At 68.7% G+C, this 19,458-nt stretch carries 22 protein-coding genes; 9 read left to right on the top strand and 13 right to left on the bottom strand.

Annotation, left to right across the window (positions count from 1 at the left end; all coding sequences use genetic code 11):
• Positions 1-13: 13 nt before the first annotated feature.
• On the bottom strand, positions 14-1,186 hold the full coding sequence (gene cfa, locus AB5S05_RS16605; protein ID WP_369288631.1) for a cyclopropane fatty acyl phospholipid synthase: 1,173 nt from the start codon (positions 1,184-1,186) through the stop codon (positions 14-16).
• Between the two features lie 323 nt (positions 1,187-1,509).
• On the opposite strand from cfa, the gene fnr reads away from it, so the two are divergent.
• Both fnr and AB5S05_RS16595 read left to right on the top strand, forming a co-directional pair.
• Complete coding sequence (fnr, locus tag AB5S05_RS16600; protein ID WP_369288630.1) at positions 1,510-2,280, top strand: fumarate/nitrate reduction transcriptional regulator Fnr; 771 nt, start codon at positions 1,510-1,512, stop codon at positions 2,278-2,280.
• A gap of 14 nt (positions 2,281-2,294) precedes the next feature.
• On the top strand, positions 2,295-2,861 hold the full coding sequence (locus tag AB5S05_RS16595) for a phosphoribosyltransferase family protein (RefSeq protein ID WP_369288629.1): 567 nt from the start codon (positions 2,295-2,297) through the stop codon (positions 2,859-2,861).
• Between the two features lie 16 nt (positions 2,862-2,877).
• Here the strand turns inward: AB5S05_RS16595 and AB5S05_RS16590 are convergent, their stop codons facing one another.
• The 3 genes from AB5S05_RS16590 to AB5S05_RS16580 all read right to left on the bottom strand — a co-directional run bounded on the left by AB5S05_RS16590 (position 2,878) and on the right by AB5S05_RS16580 (position 4,531).
• Positions 2,878-3,543 carry a dienelactone hydrolase family protein gene (locus AB5S05_RS16590; protein ID WP_369288628.1) on the bottom strand — a complete coding sequence of 222 codons (666 nt, stop codon included), beginning with the start codon at positions 3,541-3,543 and terminating at the stop codon, positions 2,878-2,880.
• The gene (locus AB5S05_RS16585) at positions 3,536-4,219 is read right to left on the bottom strand and encodes a phosphoribosyltransferase (protein ID WP_369288627.1); all 684 of its coding nucleotides are present in this window, start codon (positions 4,217-4,219) and stop codon (positions 3,536-3,538) included. Before AB5S05_RS16585 ends, AB5S05_RS16590 begins: the two co-directional genes overlap by 8 nt.
• 108 nt (positions 4,220-4,327) lie before the next feature.
• The gene (locus AB5S05_RS16580) at positions 4,328-4,531 is read right to left on the bottom strand and encodes a hypothetical protein (protein WP_369288626.1); all 204 of its coding nucleotides are present in this window, start codon (positions 4,529-4,531) and stop codon (positions 4,328-4,330) included.
• A 239-nt stretch (positions 4,532-4,770) separates the two neighbouring features.
• Here AB5S05_RS16580 and AB5S05_RS16575 point away from each other — a divergent pair, with 239 nt between their 5' ends.
• The 6 genes from AB5S05_RS16575 (at position 4,771) to AB5S05_RS16550 (ending at position 9,113) form a co-directional block, all read left to right on the top strand.
• Positions 4,771-5,304, top strand: coding sequence for an iron transporter (locus AB5S05_RS16575; protein ID WP_369288625.1), 534 nt, complete (start codon positions 4,771-4,773; stop codon positions 5,302-5,304).
• Between the two features lie 16 nt (positions 5,305-5,320).
• A complete protein-coding gene (locus AB5S05_RS16570; RefSeq protein WP_369288624.1) occupies positions 5,321-5,653 on the top strand; it encodes a cupredoxin domain-containing protein in 333 nt (110 codons plus the stop codon).
• Positions 5,654-5,673: 20 nt separating this feature from the next.
• Positions 5,674-6,528, top strand: coding sequence for an FTR1 family iron permease (locus tag AB5S05_RS16565; protein ID WP_369288623.1), 855 nt, complete (start codon positions 5,674-5,676; stop codon positions 6,526-6,528).
• A complete protein-coding gene (locus AB5S05_RS16560; RefSeq protein WP_369288622.1) occupies positions 6,516-7,889 on the top strand; it encodes a 4Fe-4S binding protein in 1,374 nt (457 codons plus the stop codon). Before AB5S05_RS16565 ends, AB5S05_RS16560 begins: the two co-directional genes overlap by 13 nt.
• A gap of 336 nt (positions 7,890-8,225) precedes the next feature.
• Positions 8,226-8,909 (top strand): Crp/Fnr family transcriptional regulator, encoded by a 684-nt coding sequence (locus AB5S05_RS16555; RefSeq protein ID WP_369288621.1) that lies wholly within the window; start codon positions 8,226-8,228, stop codon positions 8,907-8,909.
• Positions 8,910-8,921: 12 nt separating this feature from the next.
• On the top strand, positions 8,922-9,113 hold the full coding sequence (locus tag AB5S05_RS16550) for a DnrP protein (protein WP_369288620.1): 192 nt from the start codon (positions 8,922-8,924) through the stop codon (positions 9,111-9,113).
• 134 nt (positions 9,114-9,247) lie between these two features.
• Here the strand turns inward: AB5S05_RS16550 and AB5S05_RS16545 are convergent, their stop codons facing one another.
• The 6 genes from AB5S05_RS16545 to AB5S05_RS16520 form a co-directional block, all read right to left on the bottom strand.
• Positions 9,248-11,089 carry a nitric oxide reductase activation protein NorD gene (locus AB5S05_RS16545; protein ID WP_369288619.1) on the bottom strand — a complete coding sequence of 614 codons (1,842 nt, stop codon included), beginning with the start codon at positions 11,087-11,089 and terminating at the stop codon, positions 9,248-9,250.
• A gap of 104 nt (positions 11,090-11,193) precedes the next feature.
• On the bottom strand, positions 11,194-12,615 hold the full coding sequence (locus tag AB5S05_RS16540) for a cbb3-type cytochrome c oxidase subunit I (RefSeq protein WP_369288618.1): 1,422 nt from the start codon (positions 12,613-12,615) through the stop codon (positions 11,194-11,196).
• A 3-nt stretch (positions 12,616-12,618) separates the two neighbouring features.
• The gene (locus AB5S05_RS16535) at positions 12,619-13,059 is read right to left on the bottom strand and encodes a c-type cytochrome (protein ID WP_369288617.1); all 441 of its coding nucleotides are present in this window, start codon (positions 13,057-13,059) and stop codon (positions 12,619-12,621) included.
• A gap of 187 nt (positions 13,060-13,246) precedes the next feature.
• Positions 13,247-13,504: a cytochrome C oxidase subunit IV family protein gene (locus tag AB5S05_RS16530; RefSeq protein ID WP_369288616.1), complete on the bottom strand. Its 258-nt coding sequence runs from the start codon at positions 13,502-13,504 to the stop codon at positions 13,247-13,249.
• Positions 13,505-13,514: 10 nt separating this feature from the next.
• On the bottom strand, positions 13,515-14,099 hold the full coding sequence (locus AB5S05_RS16525; protein WP_369288615.1) for a cytochrome c oxidase subunit 3: 585 nt from the start codon (positions 14,097-14,099) through the stop codon (positions 13,515-13,517).
• Complete coding sequence (locus tag AB5S05_RS16520; RefSeq protein ID WP_369288614.1) at positions 14,083-14,862, bottom strand: CbbQ/NirQ/NorQ/GpvN family protein; 780 nt, start codon at positions 14,860-14,862, stop codon at positions 14,083-14,085. Before AB5S05_RS16520 ends, AB5S05_RS16525 begins: the two co-directional genes overlap by 17 nt.
• A gap of 308 nt (positions 14,863-15,170) precedes the next feature.
• On the opposite strand from AB5S05_RS16520, the gene AB5S05_RS16515 reads away from it, so the two are divergent.
• Positions 15,171-16,031, top strand: coding sequence for a LysR family transcriptional regulator (locus tag AB5S05_RS16515; protein ID WP_369288613.1), 861 nt, complete (start codon positions 15,171-15,173; stop codon positions 16,029-16,031).
• 10 nt (positions 16,032-16,041) lie between these two features.
• Here AB5S05_RS16515 and AB5S05_RS16510 read toward each other — a convergent pair whose 3' ends face one another.
• From AB5S05_RS16510 to AB5S05_RS16500, 3 genes are all read right to left on the bottom strand, one after another.
• Positions 16,042-17,154, bottom strand: a complete 1,113-nt coding sequence (locus AB5S05_RS16510; protein WP_369288612.1) for a CBS domain-containing protein — start codon at positions 17,152-17,154, stop codon at positions 16,042-16,044.
• A gap of 187 nt (positions 17,155-17,341) precedes the next feature.
• The gene (locus tag AB5S05_RS16505) at positions 17,342-18,085 is read right to left on the bottom strand and encodes an SDR family NAD(P)-dependent oxidoreductase (RefSeq protein WP_369288611.1); all 744 of its coding nucleotides are present in this window, start codon (positions 18,083-18,085) and stop codon (positions 17,342-17,344) included.
• Positions 18,086-18,191: 106 nt separating this feature from the next.
• Entirely contained in the window at positions 18,192-19,382 is a 1,191-nt protein-coding gene (locus tag AB5S05_RS16500; protein ID WP_369288610.1) for an NnrS family protein, read from the bottom strand.
• Between the last annotated feature and the right edge of the window lie 76 nt (positions 19,383-19,458).

The raw sequence follows: 19,458 nt of genomic DNA, 5'->3' as shown, positions 1-19,458 counted from the left end.
GCCCCGTGCGGGCTCAGCGTAGCGAGCGGTAGCCGCCGTGCACCCCGTGCTTGGACAGGACGATCTGCCAGAGCTGGTTCTTGCGCGCGCGGAAGGCACCGGCGCAGCTCAACAGGTAGTAGCGCCACATACGCTGGAAGCGCAGGTCGTAGTCGACCGCCAGCTGCTCCCAATGCTGCTCGAAGTTGGCGTGCCAGGCCATCAGGGTGCGGTCGTAGTCGGCGCCAAAATTATGCCAGTCCTCCATCACCCAATCCGGCTCGATGGCCTTGCCGATCTGCGCGATCGAGGGCAGGTCGCCATTGGGGAAGATGTACTTGTCCATCCAGGGATCGCCGTGCACCCCGCTCTGGTTGCTGCCGATGGTGTGCAGCAGGAACAGGCCATGGTCGCTCAGGCAACGCCGCACCACCTGCATGTAGGTGCGGTAGTTCTTCCAGCCGACATGCTCGAACATGCCCAGCGACACCACATGGTCGAAGCTCTCGTCGAGGGTGCGATAGTCCGCCAGGCGAATCTCCACCGGCAGGTCGGCGCAGCGCCGTTGCGCCAGTTCGGCCTGCTCCTGGGAAATGGTGATGCCGACCACCTCGGCGCCATAGCGGCGCGCGGCGAACTCGGCGAAGCTGCCCCAGCCGCAGCCGATGTCCAGCACCCGCTGGCCGGCCTGCAGGTCGAGCTTGCGGCACACCAGGTCGAGCTTGTCCTGCTGGGCATGCTCGAGATCCTCGGCGGTGCGCCAGTAGCCGCAGGTGTAGGTCATGTGCGAGTCGAGCATGCAGCGGTAGAGCTGGTTGCCGAGGTCGTAGTGGTGCTCGCCGACGATGCTGGCCCGCGCCTTCGACTGCAGGTTGGCGACCACCCCGCGCAGGGCCAGCCAGGCCTCGTAGGCGCTGACCCCGACGCGCTCACGCAAGCCGGCGCGCAGGGCGCGGAAGACGAACTGGTCGAGGCACTGGCAATCCCACCAGCCGTCCATATAGGCCTCGCCCAGGCCCAGCGTGCCCTGGGACAAGACGCGCTCGTAGAGCCGCGCATCGTGCACCTGCAGGTCCCAGGGTTGCTGGCCATCCAGGCTGATACCGGCCAGTTGCAACAGGCTCTGGATCTTGTCCCGGGCCAGGTGATGAGCGTCCGACGACGCCGGGTGTTCACTCTGCCGCAGGCGAAGCTTGCTCGGGGCCATGGTCGTTCCCGCTCTCGCCTGCCAGTCGGGATCAGGCAGGACCGGGCGAGAATGGCGGGCCTGCCTGCAGGGCGGCATGACCGGAAACCCAGGCCCGGCCAGCTCTGCGCTCATCCGCGAGCGTCCCTGCCAGTTCGCTCCATCACGATGCCCGCGGCCCAGGGGGATGCTGCAAACGCCAGCCCCCGGGTCTGCGGCGGTGCATCTTTCCGACCAACTGCAGTCAAAATACCGGCATTAATCCAGGCCATCCACGCCAGGCGTCTAATGTTATTGATGTAGCTCAGCTTTCATTGCAATTTCTCGCATCAAGGAGGCACATCATGTCCTCTGCCGGTGACCTGCCGCTATCCGGCATGGCGCACAAGGCCCAGATGACCTGCCATGACTGCCCGCTCAGACATTTCTGCCTGCCGGCCCGCCTGGGCGAGGAGGAAGTCGCTCGGCTGGAGCGCATCATCAGGCGCAACCGGCCGCTGCAGAAGGGTGAACACCTGTTTCGCGCCGGCGAGCCCGTGCAGCAGATCTATGCCTTGCGCAGCGGTTCGCTGAAGAACTACCTGCTGGATCAGGACGGCACCGAGCAGATCACCGGCTTCGTCCTGCCGGGCGAGCTGGTCGGCATCGATGGCTTTGGCCGCAGCACCTTCCCGGGTTATGCCATGGCCCTGGAAACCTCGATGGCCTGCACCATTCCGCTGGCCGAGCTGGAAGAACTGGCCGGCGCCATCCCCAACCTGCGCAAGCAGCTGCTCAATATCCTCGGCCGGGAACTGCATGAAGAGCACGAACACTTGAGCCACACCCACGAAAGCGCCGAGCAGCGCCTGGCGCTGTTCCTCCTCAACCTGTCGAGTCGTTTCAGCAAGCGCGGGCTGTCGGCCCTCAACTTCATCCTGCCGATGAGCCGCGGCGAAATCGGCAACTACCTGGGCCTGACCACTGAGACCATCAGCCGCCTGTTCACCCGCTACCGTCAACAGGGCCTGATCGATAGCCAGGGCCGCGAGGTGCACCTGCTCGACGTCAAGGCCCTGTGCGGGCTGTGCGCGACGCCGGCAGATACGACCCCAAGCGGGCTGCAGGCCGGCTAGCAGGGCCAGCGGCCATGCCACACAGCGGCAAGCGACAGCGTATCTGCCTGTACGACACGGCCGAGCTCGACGCCGTGCTCGACGCCATGGCCCATCAGGTGGCCGCCTTGCTGCCCGCCGAAAACGCCGCCCTGGTCGGCATCCTGCGCCGCGGCTTGCCCCTGGCGCGCATGCTGCAACAGCGACTGGGACGCTTGCCCGGCTACCGCGAACTGCCGCTCTACCCGCTCAAGGTCAAGCGCTACGGCGATGACCTGAGCCTGCTGCATGCGCAGACCCAACTGACCGAGAGCCCCGAGCTGGCCCGCCTGGACCTGGCCGACACCCGCCTGCTGGTGGTCGACGATGTGCTCTACCAGGGCCACTCGCTGCTGCGCACCTGCGCCTACCTGGCCCAGCTGGGCGCCCGCGAGCTGCGCTGCGCGGTGCTGGTCGATCGCTGCGTCTGCGTCCGCCCGGTGCATGCCGATGTGGTCGGGATGCGCCTGCAGGTCGCCCCCGATGACATCGTCGAGTGCAACGTGCCGCCCTACGAAGAGCAGTTCCGTATCGATGTGCTGCGCCACGGGGGCGTACGCTGAGCGCGACGCCGCCAGGCTATGCCGCGGGCGCGACCAGGTAGCGCTCGAACCAGTCGCCGGCCAGCCGCGCCACCTCCTCCAGCGCCCCCGGTTCCTCGAACAGGTGAGTGGCATGGGCCACGACTTCCAGGTGCTGCTGGCACTGCAGCTGGCGACTGGCGTCGCGGTTCAGCTCCAGCACCACGGCGTCTGCGGCGCCGACAATCTGCAGGGTCGGCGCCTCGACCGCGCCGAGTGCCGGTCCGGCCAGGTCGCTACGCCCGCCGCGGGAGACCACCGCCTGGACCGCCTGCGGTCGCTGCGCTGCCGCGATCAGGGCGGCGGCGGCGCCGGTGCTGGCGCCAAACAGGCCGACCGCCAGCTGCTGCAGCTCGGCATCGGTGCCGATCCAGTCGATCACCTCGACCAGGCGCCGGCTGAGCCGGGCGATATCGAAGCGGTATTCCCGGGTGATCTGGTCCTGAACGTGCTCCTCGATGGTCAGCAGGTCGAACAACAGGGTGCCCAGGCCGCGGCCGTTGAAGTACTCGGCAACCTGGCGGTTGCGTGGGCTGAGGCGGCTGCTGCCGCTGCCATGGACGAACACCACCAGTCCCTCGGCGGCGCTCGGCAGCCGCAGGTCGGCGGCCAACCGGGCATCGGACAGGTTCAGCGTGAGTGACTGCGCGCGAGGTTCAGGCATCGCTGTCACCCTGCTCCTGCCAGGCGCGCTGGAGCAACTCCTGCACCTCGCGGTCGGAAGTCTGGGAGAAATCCAGGTACCAGCGGCCGATGGCGACGAAGCTGTCGGGCATGCACGGGCAGACCACCTCGTCGACCTGACTACGCAGCTCGGCGACGGTTTCCGGCGGCGCCACCGGCACCGCCACCACAATGCGCGCGGGGCCGTGCTGGCGCACCGCCTTGACCGCCGCCTGCATGGTCGCCCCGGTGGCCAGGCCGTCGTCGACCAGGATCACCTCGCGATCGCGCAGTTGCGGGTAGGGGCGCTCGCCACGGTAGGCGCGGTCGCGCCGCTGCAGCTCCTCGGCCTCGCGCTCGGCCACCGCCTCGATGGCCGCCTGGTCGATAAACAACGAGGCCAGCACCCCGCGATTGAGCACCCGTATCCCGCCACTGGCGATGGCGCCCATGGCCAGCTCCGCATGGCCGGGCACCCCGAGCTTGCGCACCAGCATCAGGTCCAGCGGCAGTTGCAGCCTGCTGGCGATCTCATAGGCCACCGGCACCCCGCCTCGGGGCAGGGCCAGCACTATCGCCTGCGGGCGCGCGCGGTAGTGGCCCAGCGACTCGGCCAGCGCCCGGCCGGCAGTCACCCGGTCGGGGATGGGCACGGGCATGGTTGGGTCTGTGTTCATCTCAGTGCCCTCGTCTGAGCGATGCCTTGAAGATGAACCCGGCTGCCAGCAATTTCTTTGATCTCGATTAACGATTTGCCCTATTGCACGCTCGACAGCTTTGCCGGCCTAGCCGCAAAGCTCGCTCAGCGCCTGGTTGATCGAGGCCGAGTTGTTCGCCAGCAGTTGCAGCTGCTGGCGCACGCCATCGGCCACATCGGTCGAGCCGCGCTGGCCGATCCACTGGGCCAGCAGCCATACCGCCTCCGCCAGAGCGACCTGGTTCTGATGCAGGCGCGCCAGGGTCGCGGCCTGCAGTTGCTGTTCGTCCAATGGTGCTTCTCCCCTCGCCGGTGGCTGTGGCGCACGGTACCCGTACGCAGGCGCCATAGGCTCGCCCAGCCGGGCCTGACTCGCCATACCTCCTGATGGGTAGTACCTGCCTACCAGGTGACCTCGGTCGCGCGGTATCGCCGCAGCCCTTCCCGCCAAAACTTGACGCGAATCATTATTGTTAGCAGCGATGCTGCCTAAGCTGCGCCCACTCTCCACACGCTCAGAGGATTGCACAGATGCGCACACAGTTTGTCCTGCCCCTGGCCGCACTGGCCTTCGCCAGCCAGGCCCTGGCCAAGGAATACCCCATCGGCGAACCCCAGCACTGCGCCGGCCTGGAGGTCGGCGCGGTGTACCTGCAGCCGATCGAGATGGACCCGCCGGGCATGATGCGCCCGGCCGCCGACTCGGACGTGCACCTGGAGGCCGACATCAGCGCCCTGCAGGACAACCGCAACGGCTTCCAGGAAGGCAGCTTCGTGCCCTACCTCAATGTCGCCTTCGAAGTGCGCAAGCTGGGCAGCGACCAGCAGCTCAGCGGCGGCTTGCACGCCATGGTCGCCAACGACGGCCCGCACTATGGCGACAACCTCAAGCTGTTCGGCCCGGGCAAGTACCAGCTGACCTTCCGGATCCTGCCGCCAGCCGGCGACCACGCCCTGTTCGGCCGCCATACCGACAAGGAAACCGGCGTCGCCCCCTGGTTCGAGCGCTGCGAGTTGCACTACCAGTTCACCTACGCCGGCATCGGCAAGAAAGGCGGCTACTGAGCCCAGGGAGAACGCCATGCCCCGTTTCCTGTCCGTCCTGCTGGCCGCAGCCCTCGGCCTGTCCCTGGCCGCCGTCGGCGCCAGCCTGCCGACCTATCACCTGCAGATGCGCGACGGCCACTTCATCCCGGCGCTCCTCGAGGTGCCCGCCGGCCAGCGCTTCAAGATCGTGCTGGACAACCAGGGCCAGGGTCCGGCGGAGTTCGAGAGCACGCCGCTGCGGGTGGAGAAGGTGCTGTCGCCCGGCGCGCGCTCGTTCGTGGTGATCCACCCGCTGCGGCCGGGGCGCTATCCGTTCTTCGACGAGTTCCACCGCGAACTGGCCGAAGGCGCCATCCACGCCCAATGAAACCGCAGCGGGAGTCCTGAATGAATCAGTCGCTGTTCATCGTCTGGCGCGAAAGCATCGAGGCCCTGCTGATCATCGCCATCCTGCACGCCTGGATCAGCCAGCAGCCCCGCCGCAGCCGGGCCCTGGCCTGCCTGTGGGGCGGCGTGGCCCTCGGCCTGCTGCTGTCGGCCACGCTGGCGGTCGCCATCCTCGGCGCCGGCGACTGGCTCGCGGGCGCCGCCGGCGAATGGTTCCAGGCGGGCCTGGTGCTGCTGGCCAGCGGCCTGATCCTGCAGATGGTCGGCTGGATGCGCCGGCACGGCCGCAGCCTCAGGCAGAACCTGCTGCAGGCGGCCGACAGCCACCTCGATGGCAATGGCGGCCTCGGCCTGCTCCTGCTGGCCATGCTTGCGGTCGGCCGCGAAGGCAGCGAGACCGTGGTCTTCCTCTATGGCCTCGGCCTGGCCAAGCACGGCGCCGAACTCTGGCAGTTCGCCCTCGGCGGCGCGCTCGGCCTGGGCCTGGCCGTGCTGACCTTCTTCGCCCTGCAGGCCGGCAGCCGGCTGTTTTCCTGGCGGCACTTCTTCGTCTTCAGCGAAACCCTGCTGCTGCTCCTCGGCGCCGCCCTGCTGGTGGCCGGACTTGACCGCATCAGCGGCCAGCTGATGGCCATGGAGCTGCCCGCGCCGCTTTACGCCTGGTTCGGCGACGCGCTCTGGGACACCGCCGCGCTGCTCGACGACGGCAGCGGCCCGGGCGCGGTGCTGGCCGATTTCGCCGGCTACCGGGCCATGCCCTCGGCGGCGACGGTCGCCGCCCTCGCCGGGTACTGGAGCCTGGTCCTGCTGTGGCTGCGCCGGCGGCCAGCGCGAGTGCGGCCATGTCCGGCCTGAACCGGCGCCTGGCCGGGCTGGGCGACGGCCTGCGCCGTCACGCCCGGCTGATCCGCGCCGTGCAATGGCTGGTGGTGGCCGGCTACGGGCTGCTGCTGGTGCTGCCTGCCCTGCTGCCCTTGCCGCCCAGCCAGGCGCGCATCCTCGACAACCTGACGCTGCTGGCGCAGTTCATCTTCTGGGGTCTGTGGTGGCCGTTCGTGCTGCTGTCGATCGTGCTGTTCGGCCGGCTCTGGTGCGGCCTGCTCTGCCCCGAGGGCTCGCTCAGCGAATGGATCAGCTGGCGCGGCCTCGGCCGCGGCACGCCCAGGTGGCTGCGCTGGGGCGGCTGGCCGACCCTGGGGTTCATCCTGACCACCGTCTACGGCCAGCTGATCAGCGTCTACGACTACGCCCAGGCGGCGCTGCTGATCCTCGGCGGTTCGACCCTGGCGGCGCTGCTGGTGGGCTATCTCTATGGCCGCGGCAAGCGGGTCTGGTGCCGCTACCTGTGCCCGGTCAGCGGCGTGTTCGGCCTGCTCGCGCGCCTGGCGCCGCTGCACTTCAAGGTCGACGAGCAGCGCTGGCTGGCCAACCCGCCGCCGCACCTGCCGCCGCCGAACTGCGCGCCGCTGCTGGACATCCGCCGCCTGCAGGGCGCGCGCGACTGCCATGCCTGCGGTCGCTGCAGCGGCCAGCGCGGCGCGGTGCGCCTGAGCAGCCGCTCGCCCAGCGCGGAGATCCTCATCGTCGGCAGCCAGGCCGGCAACCCATGGGACGCCAGGCTGCTGCTGTTCGGCGTGATCGGCCTGGCCATGGGCGCCTTCCAGTGGACGGTCAGCCCCTGGTTCATCGCCCTCAAGCAGGCCACCGCCGGCTGGCTGGTGGACCATGACAGCTACTGGCTGCTGCAGGCCGAGGCGCCCTGGTGGCTGCTGACCCACTACCCGCAGGTCAACGACAGCTTCAGCTGGCTCGACGGCCTGCTGATCCTCGCCTACCTGCTGGGCACCGGCCTGCTGCTCGGCGGTGCCCTATGGCTGCTGCTACAGCTCGCGGTGCGCGCCATGGGCCGTGCCGGCGGCGTGTTCGAACACCTGTGCCTGAGCCTGACCCCGCTGGGCGCGGCCGGGCTGTTCCTCGGCCTGTCCGCCACCACGGTCAAGCTGCTGCGCTACGAGGGCCTGGCCCTGGCCTGGGCGCAGCCGGCCCGCGGCGCGCTGCTCGGCGCGGCCATCGCCTGGAGCCTGTGGCTGGGTTGGCGAGTGATTGGCCGGCACGGCGCCAGCGGCCTGCGCCGCCTCAGCGCCTTCGCCTGCCTGCTGCTGGCCAGCGGCCTGATCGGCTATGGCTGGTGGCTGCAGTTCTGGGGCTGGAACTAAAGCCTGGCGACGATCGAAGCGCACGGCGGCCCAGCGGCTCGAGCGCAACTCCCGGTGGGTCATATTCACCCTGAACGGTATTTATGACCACGAAAGCAGTTGGTCATTGTGACCAAACAAACTGGTAAAGCTTATGGATCAATGGGTTGCCCATGGCACAGGGATTGCTGGGTGGTAGTCATCCACAAGCCATGCCGGAGTCAGCATGAAACGCGCCCTCGAACCCCTGGCCTGCTACCTGTTGCTCGTCTCGCTGTTGGCCATGGCCAGCAGCGTCGCCCTGGACCTCGCCACCGGGCCCTTCTGACATCGCCCCTACCACTAAGGACAACGCCCATGGTGCTTCATCGCGTACACCACCAGATCCTGCGCAGCCACCACCTGTTCGAACCCTTGAACGAGGAGCAGCTGGACGAGCTGATGAACGCCAGCCAGCTGCTCAACATCGACAAGGGTGAGCCGCTGTTTCGCCAGGGCGAGCCGGCCCATTCGTTCTACTTCGTGATCAGCGGCGCGGTGAAGATCTATCGCTTGACCCCCGACGGCCAGGAGAAGGTGTTCGAGGTGATCGGCAACCGGCAGACCTTCGCCGAGGCGATGATGCTGATGGACACGCCCAACTACGTGGCCTCGGCCGAGGCGGTCGGCCCGACCCAGGTCTACCGCCTGTCCAACGCGACCTACATGCGCCTGCTCGAGAGCAACAGCCGCCTGCCCTTCGCGTTGCTCGGCAAGCTTTGCGTGCGCCTGCACCAGCGGGTCAACGAGATCGAGACGCTGTCGCTGAAGAACGCCACCCACCGCGTGGTGCGCTACCTGCTGACCCAGCTGGCCCACCTGGCGGACGGCGGCAGTCGCTTCGAACTGCCGATGGCCAAGCAGTTGGTCGCCGGCCACCTGTCGATCCAGCCGGAAACCTTCTCGCGGATCATCCGCCGGCTGATCGACGAAGGCATCATCAGCCAGGAAGGCCGGCAGATCGTCGTGCTCGATCGCCCGCGCCTGGAACAGTTCGAATAACCAGGAGCCCGCATGCCCAGCTGCCTGTACTGCCAGCAAGACAACCCTGCCCAGGAGGCTGACTGCCTAAACTGCGGCATGCCTCTGCCCGCCCTGGCCGAGCGCGCCGGCGAGCGCAAGCAGCGCCGCTTCCTGTGGTTCTGCATCGGCCTGAGCCTGTTCTGCGCGCTGATGATCCTCTGGTTGCCGCGCAGCATTTCCTGAACCCGCCTCGATAGCCGGTGCGCAGGGCGCCCCCTAACCCGCGCCTCCCGCACCCGGCAGGGCTCCCCGTAGGGCGCGCGGGCCGCGCGCAGCAATGCCCCAAGAAAAGCGCGCCGCCTTGCTTTTCCAGATATCTATGCCTGGGTCAGCTGCCGGTACAGCTGCGGCAGGCGCAGCGGCAACTGCTGCGGCTGGCGGATCAGGGTGTAGCCGTTGGCGCCGAACATGTACGGCAGGTAGTCGCCGGCCTCGCGGTCGATGGTGATGCAGAACGGCAGCAGGCCCTGCTGGCGGGCCTCCAGGACCGCCTGGCGGGTGTCCTCGACGCCGTAGCGGCCTTCATAGAGATCCAGGTCGTTGGGCTTGCCGTCGGTCACCAGCAGCAGCAGCTTGCGCCGCTGCTTGCAGGCGCCGAGCAGCCGGGTGGCCTGGCGAATGGCCGCGCCCATGCGCGTGTAGTAGCCCGGCTTGAGGGCCTGGATACGCCCGCGGGTGACGTCGTCGTAGCGCTGGGCGAAGGTCTTGAGCTCCTGCATGCGCACCTGCTGGCGGCGCAGCGAGGAGAATCCGTACAGGGCAAACTCGTCGCCCACCGCCGCCAGGGCCTCGCCGAACAACAACAGGCTGTCGGTGATCACCTCGATCACCCGGTGCTCGTTGTCCAGGTGGGCATCGGTGGACATCGACAGGTCGGCCAGCAGCAGGCAGGCCAGGTCGCGGCGGTTCTGCCGCTGCTCGAGGAACAGGCCGCGCTCGGCGCACTGGCCATGCTGGCGTTCGACGTGGAAATCCAGCCAGGCCTGCATATCCAGCTCCGAGCCCTGGGGTTGCTGGCGCAGCCACTGGCGATCGGTGCGCAGGTGCTCGAACTGGCGGCGCAGGCGCCGGGCCAGGGGCGCCAGGCGCGGCGGTAGCGGCTGCGCGGCGCTGCCCTGGGGCAGCATCGGCTGCAGGTTGACGAAGTCCTCCTGCAGGCACTGCCGGCGGTAGTCCCACTCGGGCAGCTTGATCCCCGCGCCGAGCGGCACGTCGTCGCTGTCGGCCGGCGGCAGGTCCAGGTGCAGCTTGAGGCCACCGCCCTTGCGCTGGCGTTGCCTGGAGAGCGCCAGTTCGTCGAGATCCTCGGCAACCCTGGCGGCGTCGATATCCTCGCTGTCGTCACCGCAGCGGTCGAGGTCGACATGCTCCGCCCAGCTGAACAGGTTCTCCAGGCGGAACAGCAACAGGCCGCCCTTGCTGGTGCTTTCCTCGACACGCTTGGCCCGCTTGCGCGCGACCTGCTGCTCGGCGCTGGGCGCCTGCAGGTTGCCCTCGGCTTCTTCGCCCAAGTCGCTGGCCTGGGGCTCACCCAGGCACTCTGCCGGGTACAGCCACAGCGGCAGCGGCCAAGGGGCACGCTCGCTGCGCGGGAACCGCTCGACGCTGCCCGGCTCGCCCAGGGCCTTGCGCAGCGCCAGCTCCAGGGCGGCCTCGTCCTTGCCCAGCTGGCTCGGGTCCGGACGCAACGGCAGCAGGGCCTCGACCAGGCGCTGGTAGCGCGGCCGCAACGCCGGGTAGCGCTGCAGCAACTGCCGGGTCCAGCGCTGGTTGTCACGCGCCCAGTGGCGCATCTCCCCCGCCTCGGCGGCGAGCAGCGCCAGCCAGCGGTACAGCTCGCGGTTCAGGGCGACCTCGGGATACACCGCCAGGCTCGGCGGCAGGCGCAGGTGACTGGCGTCGCACCAGGCCAGCGGCAATTGCTGGCAGGTGCCGGCGACCTGTTGCAGCAGGCTGCGCCGCAGCACCAGCTCGCGGGCGCTGGCGGCTTCCACAGCGACCGCGCTGGCCCCGCCCATGGCGCGGAACAGCACGGCCAGGGGCCGCTGCATGCTGCTCAACTCGACCCGTGCCTCGGGAAAATCCGGGCTGGCGCGACGGGTGATGAACCGATGCCAGACGCTTCCCACCCACTCTTCCAGTTCGACGCTGAAGGCCATGCGGGTTCCCCCTGTTCGGCGGCCCTGCCCGACCCGGGACAAGGCGCAATGGACAACGGCCCGCTGAATCAGCCGGGCCGCGATTGATGTGCCGCGTGCTGACCTCAGGCCGCGGCGGCAGCCGCTGCCAGGGTGACCCGGCCGCGCTGCCTGAAGCTGACCAGGTAGCAGATCAGGCCGATCAGGAAGCCCACCCCGGCGCCCAGGCGCAGCCAGAAGAACACCCGCAGCTGATCGGCGGTGGCCATGAACGACAGCGCCGTGCCATCGGTCGGCCAGCGTTGCAGCCAGACCTGCATCACCCCGGCGGCGGTGAGGAACAGGGTGATAGCCACCATCGACAGGGTCATCAGCCAGAAGCCCCAGATCTCGACAGTCTGCGCCCGCTCATCCGGCGCCTCGCCGAATCCGCGCAGGCGCGGCATGGCGTAGCTGATCATGGTCATGACGATCATCGCGTAGGCGCCGTAGAAGGCCAGGTGGCCATGCGCCGCGGTCAGCTGCGAGCCGTGGGTGTAGTAGTTGACCGGCGCCAGGGTGTGCAGGAAGCCCCACACGCCGGCACCGAGGAAGGCCGTCACTGTGGTGCCCATGGCCCAGAGCGCGGCGGCGCGGTTGGGGTGCTCGCGGCGACGGCGGCTGACCATGTTGAAGGCGAACAGGACCATGGCGAAGAACGGCACCGGCTCCATCGCCGAGAAGATCGAGCCAAGCCACAGCCAGACCTCGGGCGCGCCTATCCAGAAGAAGTGGTGGCCGGTACCGATGATGCCGGTGATCAAGGCCATGGCGATGATCACGTACAGCCACTTCTCGATCACCTCGCGGTCCACCCCGGTGATCTTGATCAGCACGAAGGCCAGCATCGAGCCCATGATCAGCTCCCACACGCCTTCCACCCACAGGTGCACGACCCACCACCAGTAGTACTTGTCACGGGCCAGGTTATCCGGGTTGTAGAAGGAGAACAGGAAGAACACCGCCAGGCCGATCAGGCCGGTCATCATGACCATGCTGATGGTGGTCTTGCGGCCCTTGAGCAGGGTCATGCCGATGTTGTAGAGGAAGCCCAGGGCCACCACCACGATACCGATCTTGGTGATCGTCGGCTGCTCGAGGAACTCGCGGCCCATGGTCGGCAGCAGCTCGTTGCCGGTCATCCGGGCCAGGCCCGCATAGGGCACCAGCAGGTAGCCGAGGATGGTCAGCACGCCGGCCGCGGCGAACACCCAGAACAGCAGCAGCGCCAGTTTCGGGCTGTGCAGCTCGCGGTCGGCCTCCTCCGGAATCAGGTAGTAGGCCGCGCCCATGAAGCCGAACAGCAGCCAGACGATCAGCAGGTTGGTGTGGACCATCCGCGCCACGTTGAACGGGATCAGCGGGAACAGGAAGTCGCCCACCACGTATTGCAGCCCCATGATCAGGCCGAACAGGATCTGCCCGACGAACAGCATCAGGGCGAACACGAAGTACGGCTTGGCGACGGCCTGCGAGGCGAATTTCAGATGTGGATTAACGATGCTCATCGATCAGCCCTCCTTGTTTGGCGGCCAGTTGTTGGTGTCGATCTTCGAGGTCCAGCCGAGGAACTCGGCCAGATCGTCCACTTCCTGCTCGCTCAGGTTGAATTGCGGCATCGAGCGCCGGCCCGGCACGCCCAGCGGCTGGGCCTTCATCCAGGCATGCAGGAACGGCTTGAAGGCCGCCTCGCCGCCCCGGCGGTCGAACACATTGCCCAGTTCGGGGGCGAAGTAGGCGCCCTCGCCCAACAGGCTGTGGCAGCCGATGCAGTTGTTTTGCTCCCAGACCAGCTTGCCGCGCACCACCGACTCGGTCATTTCCGACTCGTTGCTGCGCTGCGCGAAGGTCTGCTCGGTGTGATAGGTCAAGGCCAGGAACACCAGGAAGAAGAACAGGCTTCCCCCGAAGTAGATATTCCTGGCCATGCCCTTGGTGAAGGTCTCTGACATGGTCGCGTCCTCGTGGCTTGGCGTGACCATTCTAGGAAGCAGGCTATCGAAATCCGCTTGATGGCAATCAAGAAAGACCAATCGTCACAGTCGGGTATGTAGCGGGAAGCGCCGGCCAGGTCGCGGGCGAGCCGCGCGCCGCCGGGCGCGAGAGCAGAAGCGATGGAAAGACAAAGACGCAGGCGGGTCAGGCCAGGCCGCGCAGGCTCAGCAGAATCCCCGCCGCCAGGCACAGCGGCCAGGCCAGCAGCAGGCCGCGCCACAGGCGTGGGGCGTGGCGCAGCTCCATGAAGCGCTCGACGATCAGCCAGGCCTTGACCAGCGCCGCCAGCAGCACCCCGGCGGCCAGCAACGTGCTGGCGCCACTATTGCCAGCCTGCACGCTGGCCAGCGACAGCAGGGCCAGGCCCAGCCAGCAGAGGATCAGCCACGCGGAGGCAGTCATGCCGGGCTCCTCAATTCAGCACATAGACCAGGGGAAACAGCAGCACCCAGACCAGATCGACCATGTGCCAGTAGAGCACCCCGGACTCCAGCCCGCTGCAGTCGTTCGCGCGATAGGCCCGGCGCCAGCAGCGCCCGGCCATCCAGGCGAGGATCAGCATGCCCAGCAGCACATGGAGGAAATGCAGGCCGGTGAGGATCCAGTACAGGGTGAAGAAGTTGTCGTGCTCCAGGCCCAGGCCCCGGCTGGCCAGGTGCCGGTACTCGCCGAGCTTGAGCAGCACGTAGCCACTGGCCGAGAGCAGCGCCGCCAGCAGCAGCCAGGCGCCGCGACGCGGCCGGGCGCGGCGTACCTGCTCCAGGGCCAGGGCGGCGCACAGCCCGGCGGTCAGCAGGCTCAGGGTCAGCGCCAGGCCGGTGGAGTTGTCCAGCAGCCGGCGGCTGGCGGCGAACGTCTCGGCAGACATCGCCTGGGCGCCGGCGAAGACCAGGATCAGGATGGCGAACAGCGACAGCTCGGCGAGGATGAACCACCACATCGCCAGGTCGCCGGGCAGTCGCCGAGCGCCGGCCTGGGCCTCAGGCGAAGTGGACATCCACCACGTCCATCAGCGCCGCCACCGTCTGCGCATCGTCCGACAGCGGCTCGGCCAGGCACGCCAGGCAGGCCTCGCGCGGGCTCATGCCGGCGCCGATCATCCGCGCGGTGTAGATCAGCAGGCGGGTCGAGGCCACTTCCTCCAGGTCGTGCTGCTCGAGCCGGCGCAGGGCCTGGCCGAGCTTGACCACCCGCGCCGCGAGGTCGGCATCCACCTGCGCCTCGCGGGCGACGATGCGCTCCTCTTCGGCCGCGGCCGGGTAGTCGAAGCGCAGGGCGACGAAGCGCTGGCGGGTACTCGGCTTCATGCCCTTGAGCAGGTTCTGGTAGCCGGGGTTGTACGACACCACCAGCATGAAGCCGGGCGGCGCGCGCAGCGCCTCGCCGGTGCGCTCGAGGAACAGCTCGCGACGGTCGTCGGCCAGCGGGTGCAGGACCACCGCGGTGTCCTGGCGCGCCTCGACGATCTCGTCGAGGTAGCAGATGCCGCCCTCGCGCACCGCGCGGGTCAGCGGCCCGTCCTGCCACCAGGTGCCCTCGGCGCCGATCAGGTGGCGGCCGACCAGGTCGGCGGCGGACAGGTCGTCGTGACAGGCCACGGTGTACAGCGGCAGGCCGAGCTGGTGGGCCATGTACTGGACGAAGCGGGTCTTGCCACAGCCGGTCGGCCCCTTGATCAGCACCGGCATGCCGTGGCGCCAGGCCTGCTCGAACAGCGCCTGCTCGTTGCCCTGGGCTTGATAGAAAGGCGCAGACGCCATCTCTGGCGCGGCAAATAGGGTTTCTGGCGCGTTCACGGCGGTTACCTCACTGAGCGATTGACCAGGCCTGCACGCTACCCGCGGCGCGGCGCCGGGCTCAAGGCGAATCCGGGCGACTCTTGATTGCGGTCAAGCGCCGGGCCAATCCGCTTCTTTAGGATGTGCGCGTGACGCCGGGATGCTGCTCCCCAGGGCGCCAGCTCGGCTCGCCGAGACGACAGGAACACCCAAAGGCCAGCCGCCTGTTTCCATCAACACGACCGCTATACAATGCGTGTTTCCAGCAATTTCATTGATGGACGCTCGCCTTGGACATCGATCTCGCCCGCACCTTTCTGGACATCATCCGCAGCAACAGCTTCGTCGCCACCGCCGAACGCCTGCACATCACCCAGACCGCGGTGACGGCGCGCATCCGCAGCCTGGAAAGCCAGCTGAACTGCCGGCTGTTCGTGCGTAACCGCGCCGGCGCCCGGCTCACCGCCGACGGCGAGCGCTTCGCCAGCTATGCCACCCAGCTGGTGCAGACCTGGGAAGCGGCGCGCCGCGACCTGCCCATCCCGCAGGGCTACGGCGACCTGCTGGCGCTGGGCTCAGAGGTGAGCCTGAGCAACCCGCTGATGCTCGCCTGGATGCAGCGCCTGCGCCAGGCCATGCCGAGCCACGCAGTACGCAGCGAAGTCGCCGACGGCAGCCAGCTGCAGGAGCGCCTCGCCCTCGGCGTGCTGGATGCCGCGCTGGTGCACCAGCCCGAGTACTGGCCGGGCCTGCAGGTCGAGCAGCTGCTCGAGGAGAAGCTCATCCAGGTGGTGCAGACCGCCAGCCCCGATCCCTACCTGTACGTCGACTGGGGGCCGGCATTCCGTCAGCAGCATGACAGCGCGCTGCCCGAGCACAGCCGCGCCGCCCTGTCCTTCAGCCTCGGCCCCCTGGCCCTGCAGTACCTGCTGCAGTGCGGCGGCCGCGGCTATTTCCGTACCCGGGTGGTGCAGCGCTACCTTGACGAGGGGGTGCTCAAGCGCGTGGAGAAGGCGCCGGAGTTTTCCTACCCGATCTACCTGGTCTACCCGCGCACGGCCGACTCCGCCGTGCTGCAGCAGGCCCTGGCACTGTTGCGCGAGGTGGCTCAGGACGACTACGACTGGTCGCGCTGGTACTACGAGATCTGAACCTATCGGGTCAGTCCGCCAGCTGCTTGAGCCAGTGGTTGTAGAGCGCGGCGATCAGGTCGGTCTGGGTGAGCATGCCGAGCAGGCGCTGCTCGCCGTCGACCACCGGCAGGCAGTGCAGGCCGCGGTCGCTGAGCAGGTAGACCAGCTCGACCATGTGCGCCTCGGCCCGCACCGCCTGCACCGGCGTGCTCATGATGTCGCGCAACCGGGCGCCCTGCCCGTCGGCGGGGCCTGGCCGCAAGTACCGCAGCAGGTCCACCAGGGTGACGATGCCGAGCAGCCTGCCGCCATCGTCCACCACCGGCAGCGCGCGCAAACGATGCTGCCGGAGAGTTGCCAGGGCGTGTTCGATGGGGGTGTCCGGGGTGCCCCGGCAGAGGTCGCGGGACATGATCTGGGCGGCGCGGACATCGCCCATGCTGCGGCGCAGGGCGTGTTTCTCGGTCTGCTTGATCAGTCGCTGCAGATCGTCGCGGGTGACGTCGACGTACTCGCCGAACTCGCGCAGGGCCTGGTCCACATCCTCGTCGGTGAAACTCAGGCGCTCGCTGGGCAGCGGGTCCCGGGTGTGGTGGGGGTTGTCCCGCGGCTGGCGCGACCTGGGGTAGGCATGACCGGTCAGCTGACCGTAGAGCAGCGCGACCAGCAGCAACAGCAGGCCATTGAGCAGTACCGGGTAGAGCAGCGCATAGCCCAGCTCGGCCATCCGCGGCCCGCCGCCGGCGATCACCACGGCCAGGGCGCAGGCCGGCGGATGCGGACAACGCAGCAGCAGAAGCACGGCGAATACCAGGCACACCGCCAACAGGGCCGCCGGCAGCCCGTGCAGACCGGCCTGCCCCAGGCCGATGCTGATCAGGGCGGCGATCAGGTTGCCGCCGAGGATCGGCCAGGGCTGGGCAAAGGGGCTGGACGAGGCCGCGAACAACAGCACCGCCGAGGCCGCCGCCGGCCCGGCCAGGCGCAGGGTCAGCGGCGCGTCGAACAGCCAGGCGCCCGTGGCCAGGGTCAGCAGCAGTACCAGGGCCACGCCGCCGGCGGCGCGCAGCCACTCCTGCGGCGAGGCCTGTAGCGGCGCCGGCGCCAGGGATCGGCACCAATCGAGAAGCGGTGTTTGCATGGTCTGGGCAGGCACGACAAGAAAGTGGAGGTGAAGCCGAAGGCTCCAGGCCTTCGGCGCATCCGCGGATGCCTGCGCAGTGTGGACGAGCGCTTTAAATCTATCTAATGAATAGTATTGCTCCTTGTCAGCAATAGTTTTGCATTGAACCATCGAGCCGGTGCCGGCGCGCCGACACAGGCCGGGCTCAGGTCAGGGTGTAGCCGTTATCCACCACCCAGTCCTGGCCATAGACGCCGCGGGCGCCCTGCGACAGCTGGAACAGGATGACATTGGCCACCGCCGCGGCGTCGAGGAAATGCCCGGGCAACAGACGCCGGGTGACGCCGGCGGCGACCTCCTCCAGCTGCGCGTCACTCAGGCCCAGGCTGCCCCAGATGGCAGTGGCGGTCGGCCCCGGCGAGACCAGGTTGATGCGCACATCCAGGGCCGCGAACTCCGCCGCCAGGGTGCGCGCCTGGGCGGCCAGCGCCGCCTTGCTGGCGATATAGGCGGCCAGCCCGGGGAAGCTCGAACGGGTCAGGAAGCTGCCGATGAACACCACCGAAGCGGGCTTGGCCAGTTCGTCGCGCAGCGCCGCCAGGGTACCCAGCGCGCCAGCGCCGTTGACCGCCCACTGGCGGTCGAAGGCGCCCAGGTCGAGGCCGTCTGCCAGCTCGGCGATGCCGGCGTTGGGCACCAGGTAGCTGACCGGCCCCAGTTGCGCGGCGCGCCGGCCCAGCGCGTGCAGGTCGGCGCTGTTGGTCACGTCGCCGCTCAGGCAAACCAGGCGCTCGCCGTGACTCTCGCGCAGCGCCGGCAGGCCGCCCGGCGAACGCGACAGCGTCAGCACCCGGGCGCCGCGCTGGAGCAAGGCCGAACACAGGGCCAGGCCGATGCCGGAACTGGCGCCGGTGATCACCGCCAGGCGCCCCTCGAACTCGTTTTTCATGGTCTTTCTCCTTTTCCCGGCGCAAGCCGGGCCTGAGGGCGGAGCTCCCTCAGGAGCCGCCGCCGGTGGTTGAGCCGATGGAAGTGAGTGCTACAGGGGTTGGCGCTCAGCCCGGATGGCCGTCGACCCGCGCGCGCAGCAGCATGGGCGCATAGCGCCAGGCGTACAGCGCCAGGGCCAGGCTCCAGCAGCCGGCGGCCAGGGCCAGCCCCGCCAGCGGCGCCTGCGGGTAGACGAACACCCGCGCCACAGCGCCGAGGTTGAACAGCACGAAGGCCCAGCCGATGCCGGCCGGCAGTTGCAGCGGCCGCCCGGTATGGCCCAGGGTGACCCGGGCGATCATGGCCAGGATCAGCCCGCCCATGGCGCCGATGGTCAGGCCGTGCAGGGCCGGGCTGGAACTGGCCAGCAGGCCGGCATGCCACAGCCCAAGGCCGAGGGTCGCGACCACCAGCCAGAGCATCGCCAGGTGCAGCGACCAGAGCAGTGGCACCCGCCAGATGCCCGGGTCATACCAACGCGCCAGACGCAGCAGATGGCCGCCGGCCACAGCCAGGAACAGCGGCGCCAGCAGCGCCTGGGCCTGCAAGGCCACCCCGGCGGCATAGAGCACGGCGATCAGCGCGGTGCCGGCCAGCAGGGCGATGTCCAGCCAGACCCAGGGCTTGACCGCCTCGGCCCGGCCCAGGCCGCGCTGGGTGAAGAACGGGATCACCCGACCGCCGATCAGCCCCATCAGCGCCGCCACCAGCCACAGGCCGGCCATGGCGCCGCGCCGCTGCAGGCCGTCATCGCCCTCGGCCAGGCCGCTCAGCAGCAGGCCATCGGCGCCGGCCAGCAGGCTCAGCACCAGCACGATCGGGTAGTTGCGCTGCTGCCGCACCGCCCACAGCATGCGCGCCATCAGCGCGGCCAGGGCCAGCGGGAATGCCAGCTCCAGCGGGATCAGCAGCACCGGCGGCAGGCCCAGCAGCCAGCCCAGCCGGGCCGCCAGCCAGACCCCGGCCAGCAGCATCAGCGGCCGCCCGGACAACCCCGGCCGGCCGGTCCAGGTCTGCACCGCGGTGAGCAGAAAGCCCGCGACTATCGCCATGGCAAAGCCGAACAGCATCTCGTGGCGGTGCCAGGCCAGCCAGCCGCCGCTGGGCTGCCAGTCGCCCAACAGACCGAGCCAGGCCATTACCCACAAGGGGATGGCGACCAGCGCATAGAGGCTGGCGCCGAGGAAGAACGGGCGAAAGGCGAGGCGCCAGAGGGGCGGAATGCTCAAGGCTTTAGCGCGGTCGATGACATTCACTGCAGACCTCCTGAGAAACGCGAGCGCCCCCACTCGGGGGCCGCCGCGGCGCTCGATTGCTCCGCGGATGCCGTCT

The organism is Pseudomonas zhanjiangensis (genome assembly GCF_041027545.1).
Classification (GTDB): Bacteria; Pseudomonadota; Gammaproteobacteria; order Pseudomonadales; family Pseudomonadaceae; genus Aquipseudomonas; species Aquipseudomonas zhanjiangensis.
The sequence above is the reverse complement of the archived record's forward strand: the minus strand, read 5'-3'. Positions and strand labels throughout refer to the sequence as shown.

Bases quoted from the DNA above. Each gene is read 5' to 3' on its own strand.
- cfa (WP_369288631.1), bottom strand. From the start codon at position 1,186: ATGGCCCCGAGCAAGCTTCGCCTGCGGCAGAGTGAACACCCGGCGTCG.
- fnr (WP_369288630.1), top strand. From the start codon at position 1,510: ATGTCCTCTGCCGGTGACCTGCCGCTATCCGGCATGGCGCACAAGGCC.
- AB5S05_RS16595 (WP_369288629.1), top strand. From the start codon at position 2,295: ATGCCACACAGCGGCAAGCGACAGCGTATCTGCCTGTACGACACGGCC.
- AB5S05_RS16590 (WP_369288628.1), bottom strand. From the start codon at position 3,543: ATGCCTGAACCTCGCGCGCAGTCACTCACGCTGAACCTGTCCGATGCC.
- AB5S05_RS16585 (WP_369288627.1), bottom strand. From the start codon at position 4,219: ATGAACACAGACCCAACCATGCCCGTGCCCATCCCCGACCGGGTGACT.
- AB5S05_RS16575 (WP_369288625.1), top strand. From the start codon at position 4,771: ATGCGCACACAGTTTGTCCTGCCCCTGGCCGCACTGGCCTTCGCCAGC.
- AB5S05_RS16570 (WP_369288624.1), top strand. From the start codon at position 5,321: ATGCCCCGTTTCCTGTCCGTCCTGCTGGCCGCAGCCCTCGGCCTGTCC.
- AB5S05_RS16565 (WP_369288623.1), top strand. From the start codon at position 5,674: ATGAATCAGTCGCTGTTCATCGTCTGGCGCGAAAGCATCGAGGCCCTG.
- AB5S05_RS16560 (WP_369288622.1), top strand. From the start codon at position 6,516: ATGTCCGGCCTGAACCGGCGCCTGGCCGGGCTGGGCGACGGCCTGCGC.
- AB5S05_RS16555 (WP_369288621.1), top strand. From the start codon at position 8,226: ATGGTGCTTCATCGCGTACACCACCAGATCCTGCGCAGCCACCACCTG.
- AB5S05_RS16550 (WP_369288620.1), top strand. From the start codon at position 8,922: ATGCCCAGCTGCCTGTACTGCCAGCAAGACAACCCTGCCCAGGAGGCT.
- AB5S05_RS16545 (WP_369288619.1), bottom strand. From the start codon at position 11,089: ATGGCCTTCAGCGTCGAACTGGAAGAGTGGGTGGGAAGCGTCTGGCAT.
- AB5S05_RS16540 (WP_369288618.1), bottom strand. From the start codon at position 12,615: ATGAGCATCGTTAATCCACATCTGAAATTCGCCTCGCAGGCCGTCGCC.
- AB5S05_RS16535 (WP_369288617.1), bottom strand. From the start codon at position 13,059: ATGTCAGAGACCTTCACCAAGGGCATGGCCAGGAATATCTACTTCGGG.
- AB5S05_RS16530 (WP_369288616.1), bottom strand. From the start codon at position 13,504: ATGACTGCCTCCGCGTGGCTGATCCTCTGCTGGCTGGGCCTGGCCCTG.
- AB5S05_RS16525 (WP_369288615.1), bottom strand. From the start codon at position 14,099: ATGTCCACTTCGCCTGAGGCCCAGGCCGGCGCTCGGCGACTGCCCGGC.
- AB5S05_RS16520 (WP_369288614.1), bottom strand. From the start codon at position 14,862: ATGGCGTCTGCGCCTTTCTATCAAGCCCAGGGCAACGAGCAGGCGCTG.
- AB5S05_RS16510 (WP_369288612.1), bottom strand. From the start codon at position 17,154: ATGCAAACACCGCTTCTCGATTGGTGCCGATCCCTGGCGCCGGCGCCG.
- AB5S05_RS16505 (WP_369288611.1), bottom strand. From the start codon at position 18,085: ATGAAAAACGAGTTCGAGGGGCGCCTGGCGGTGATCACCGGCGCCAGT.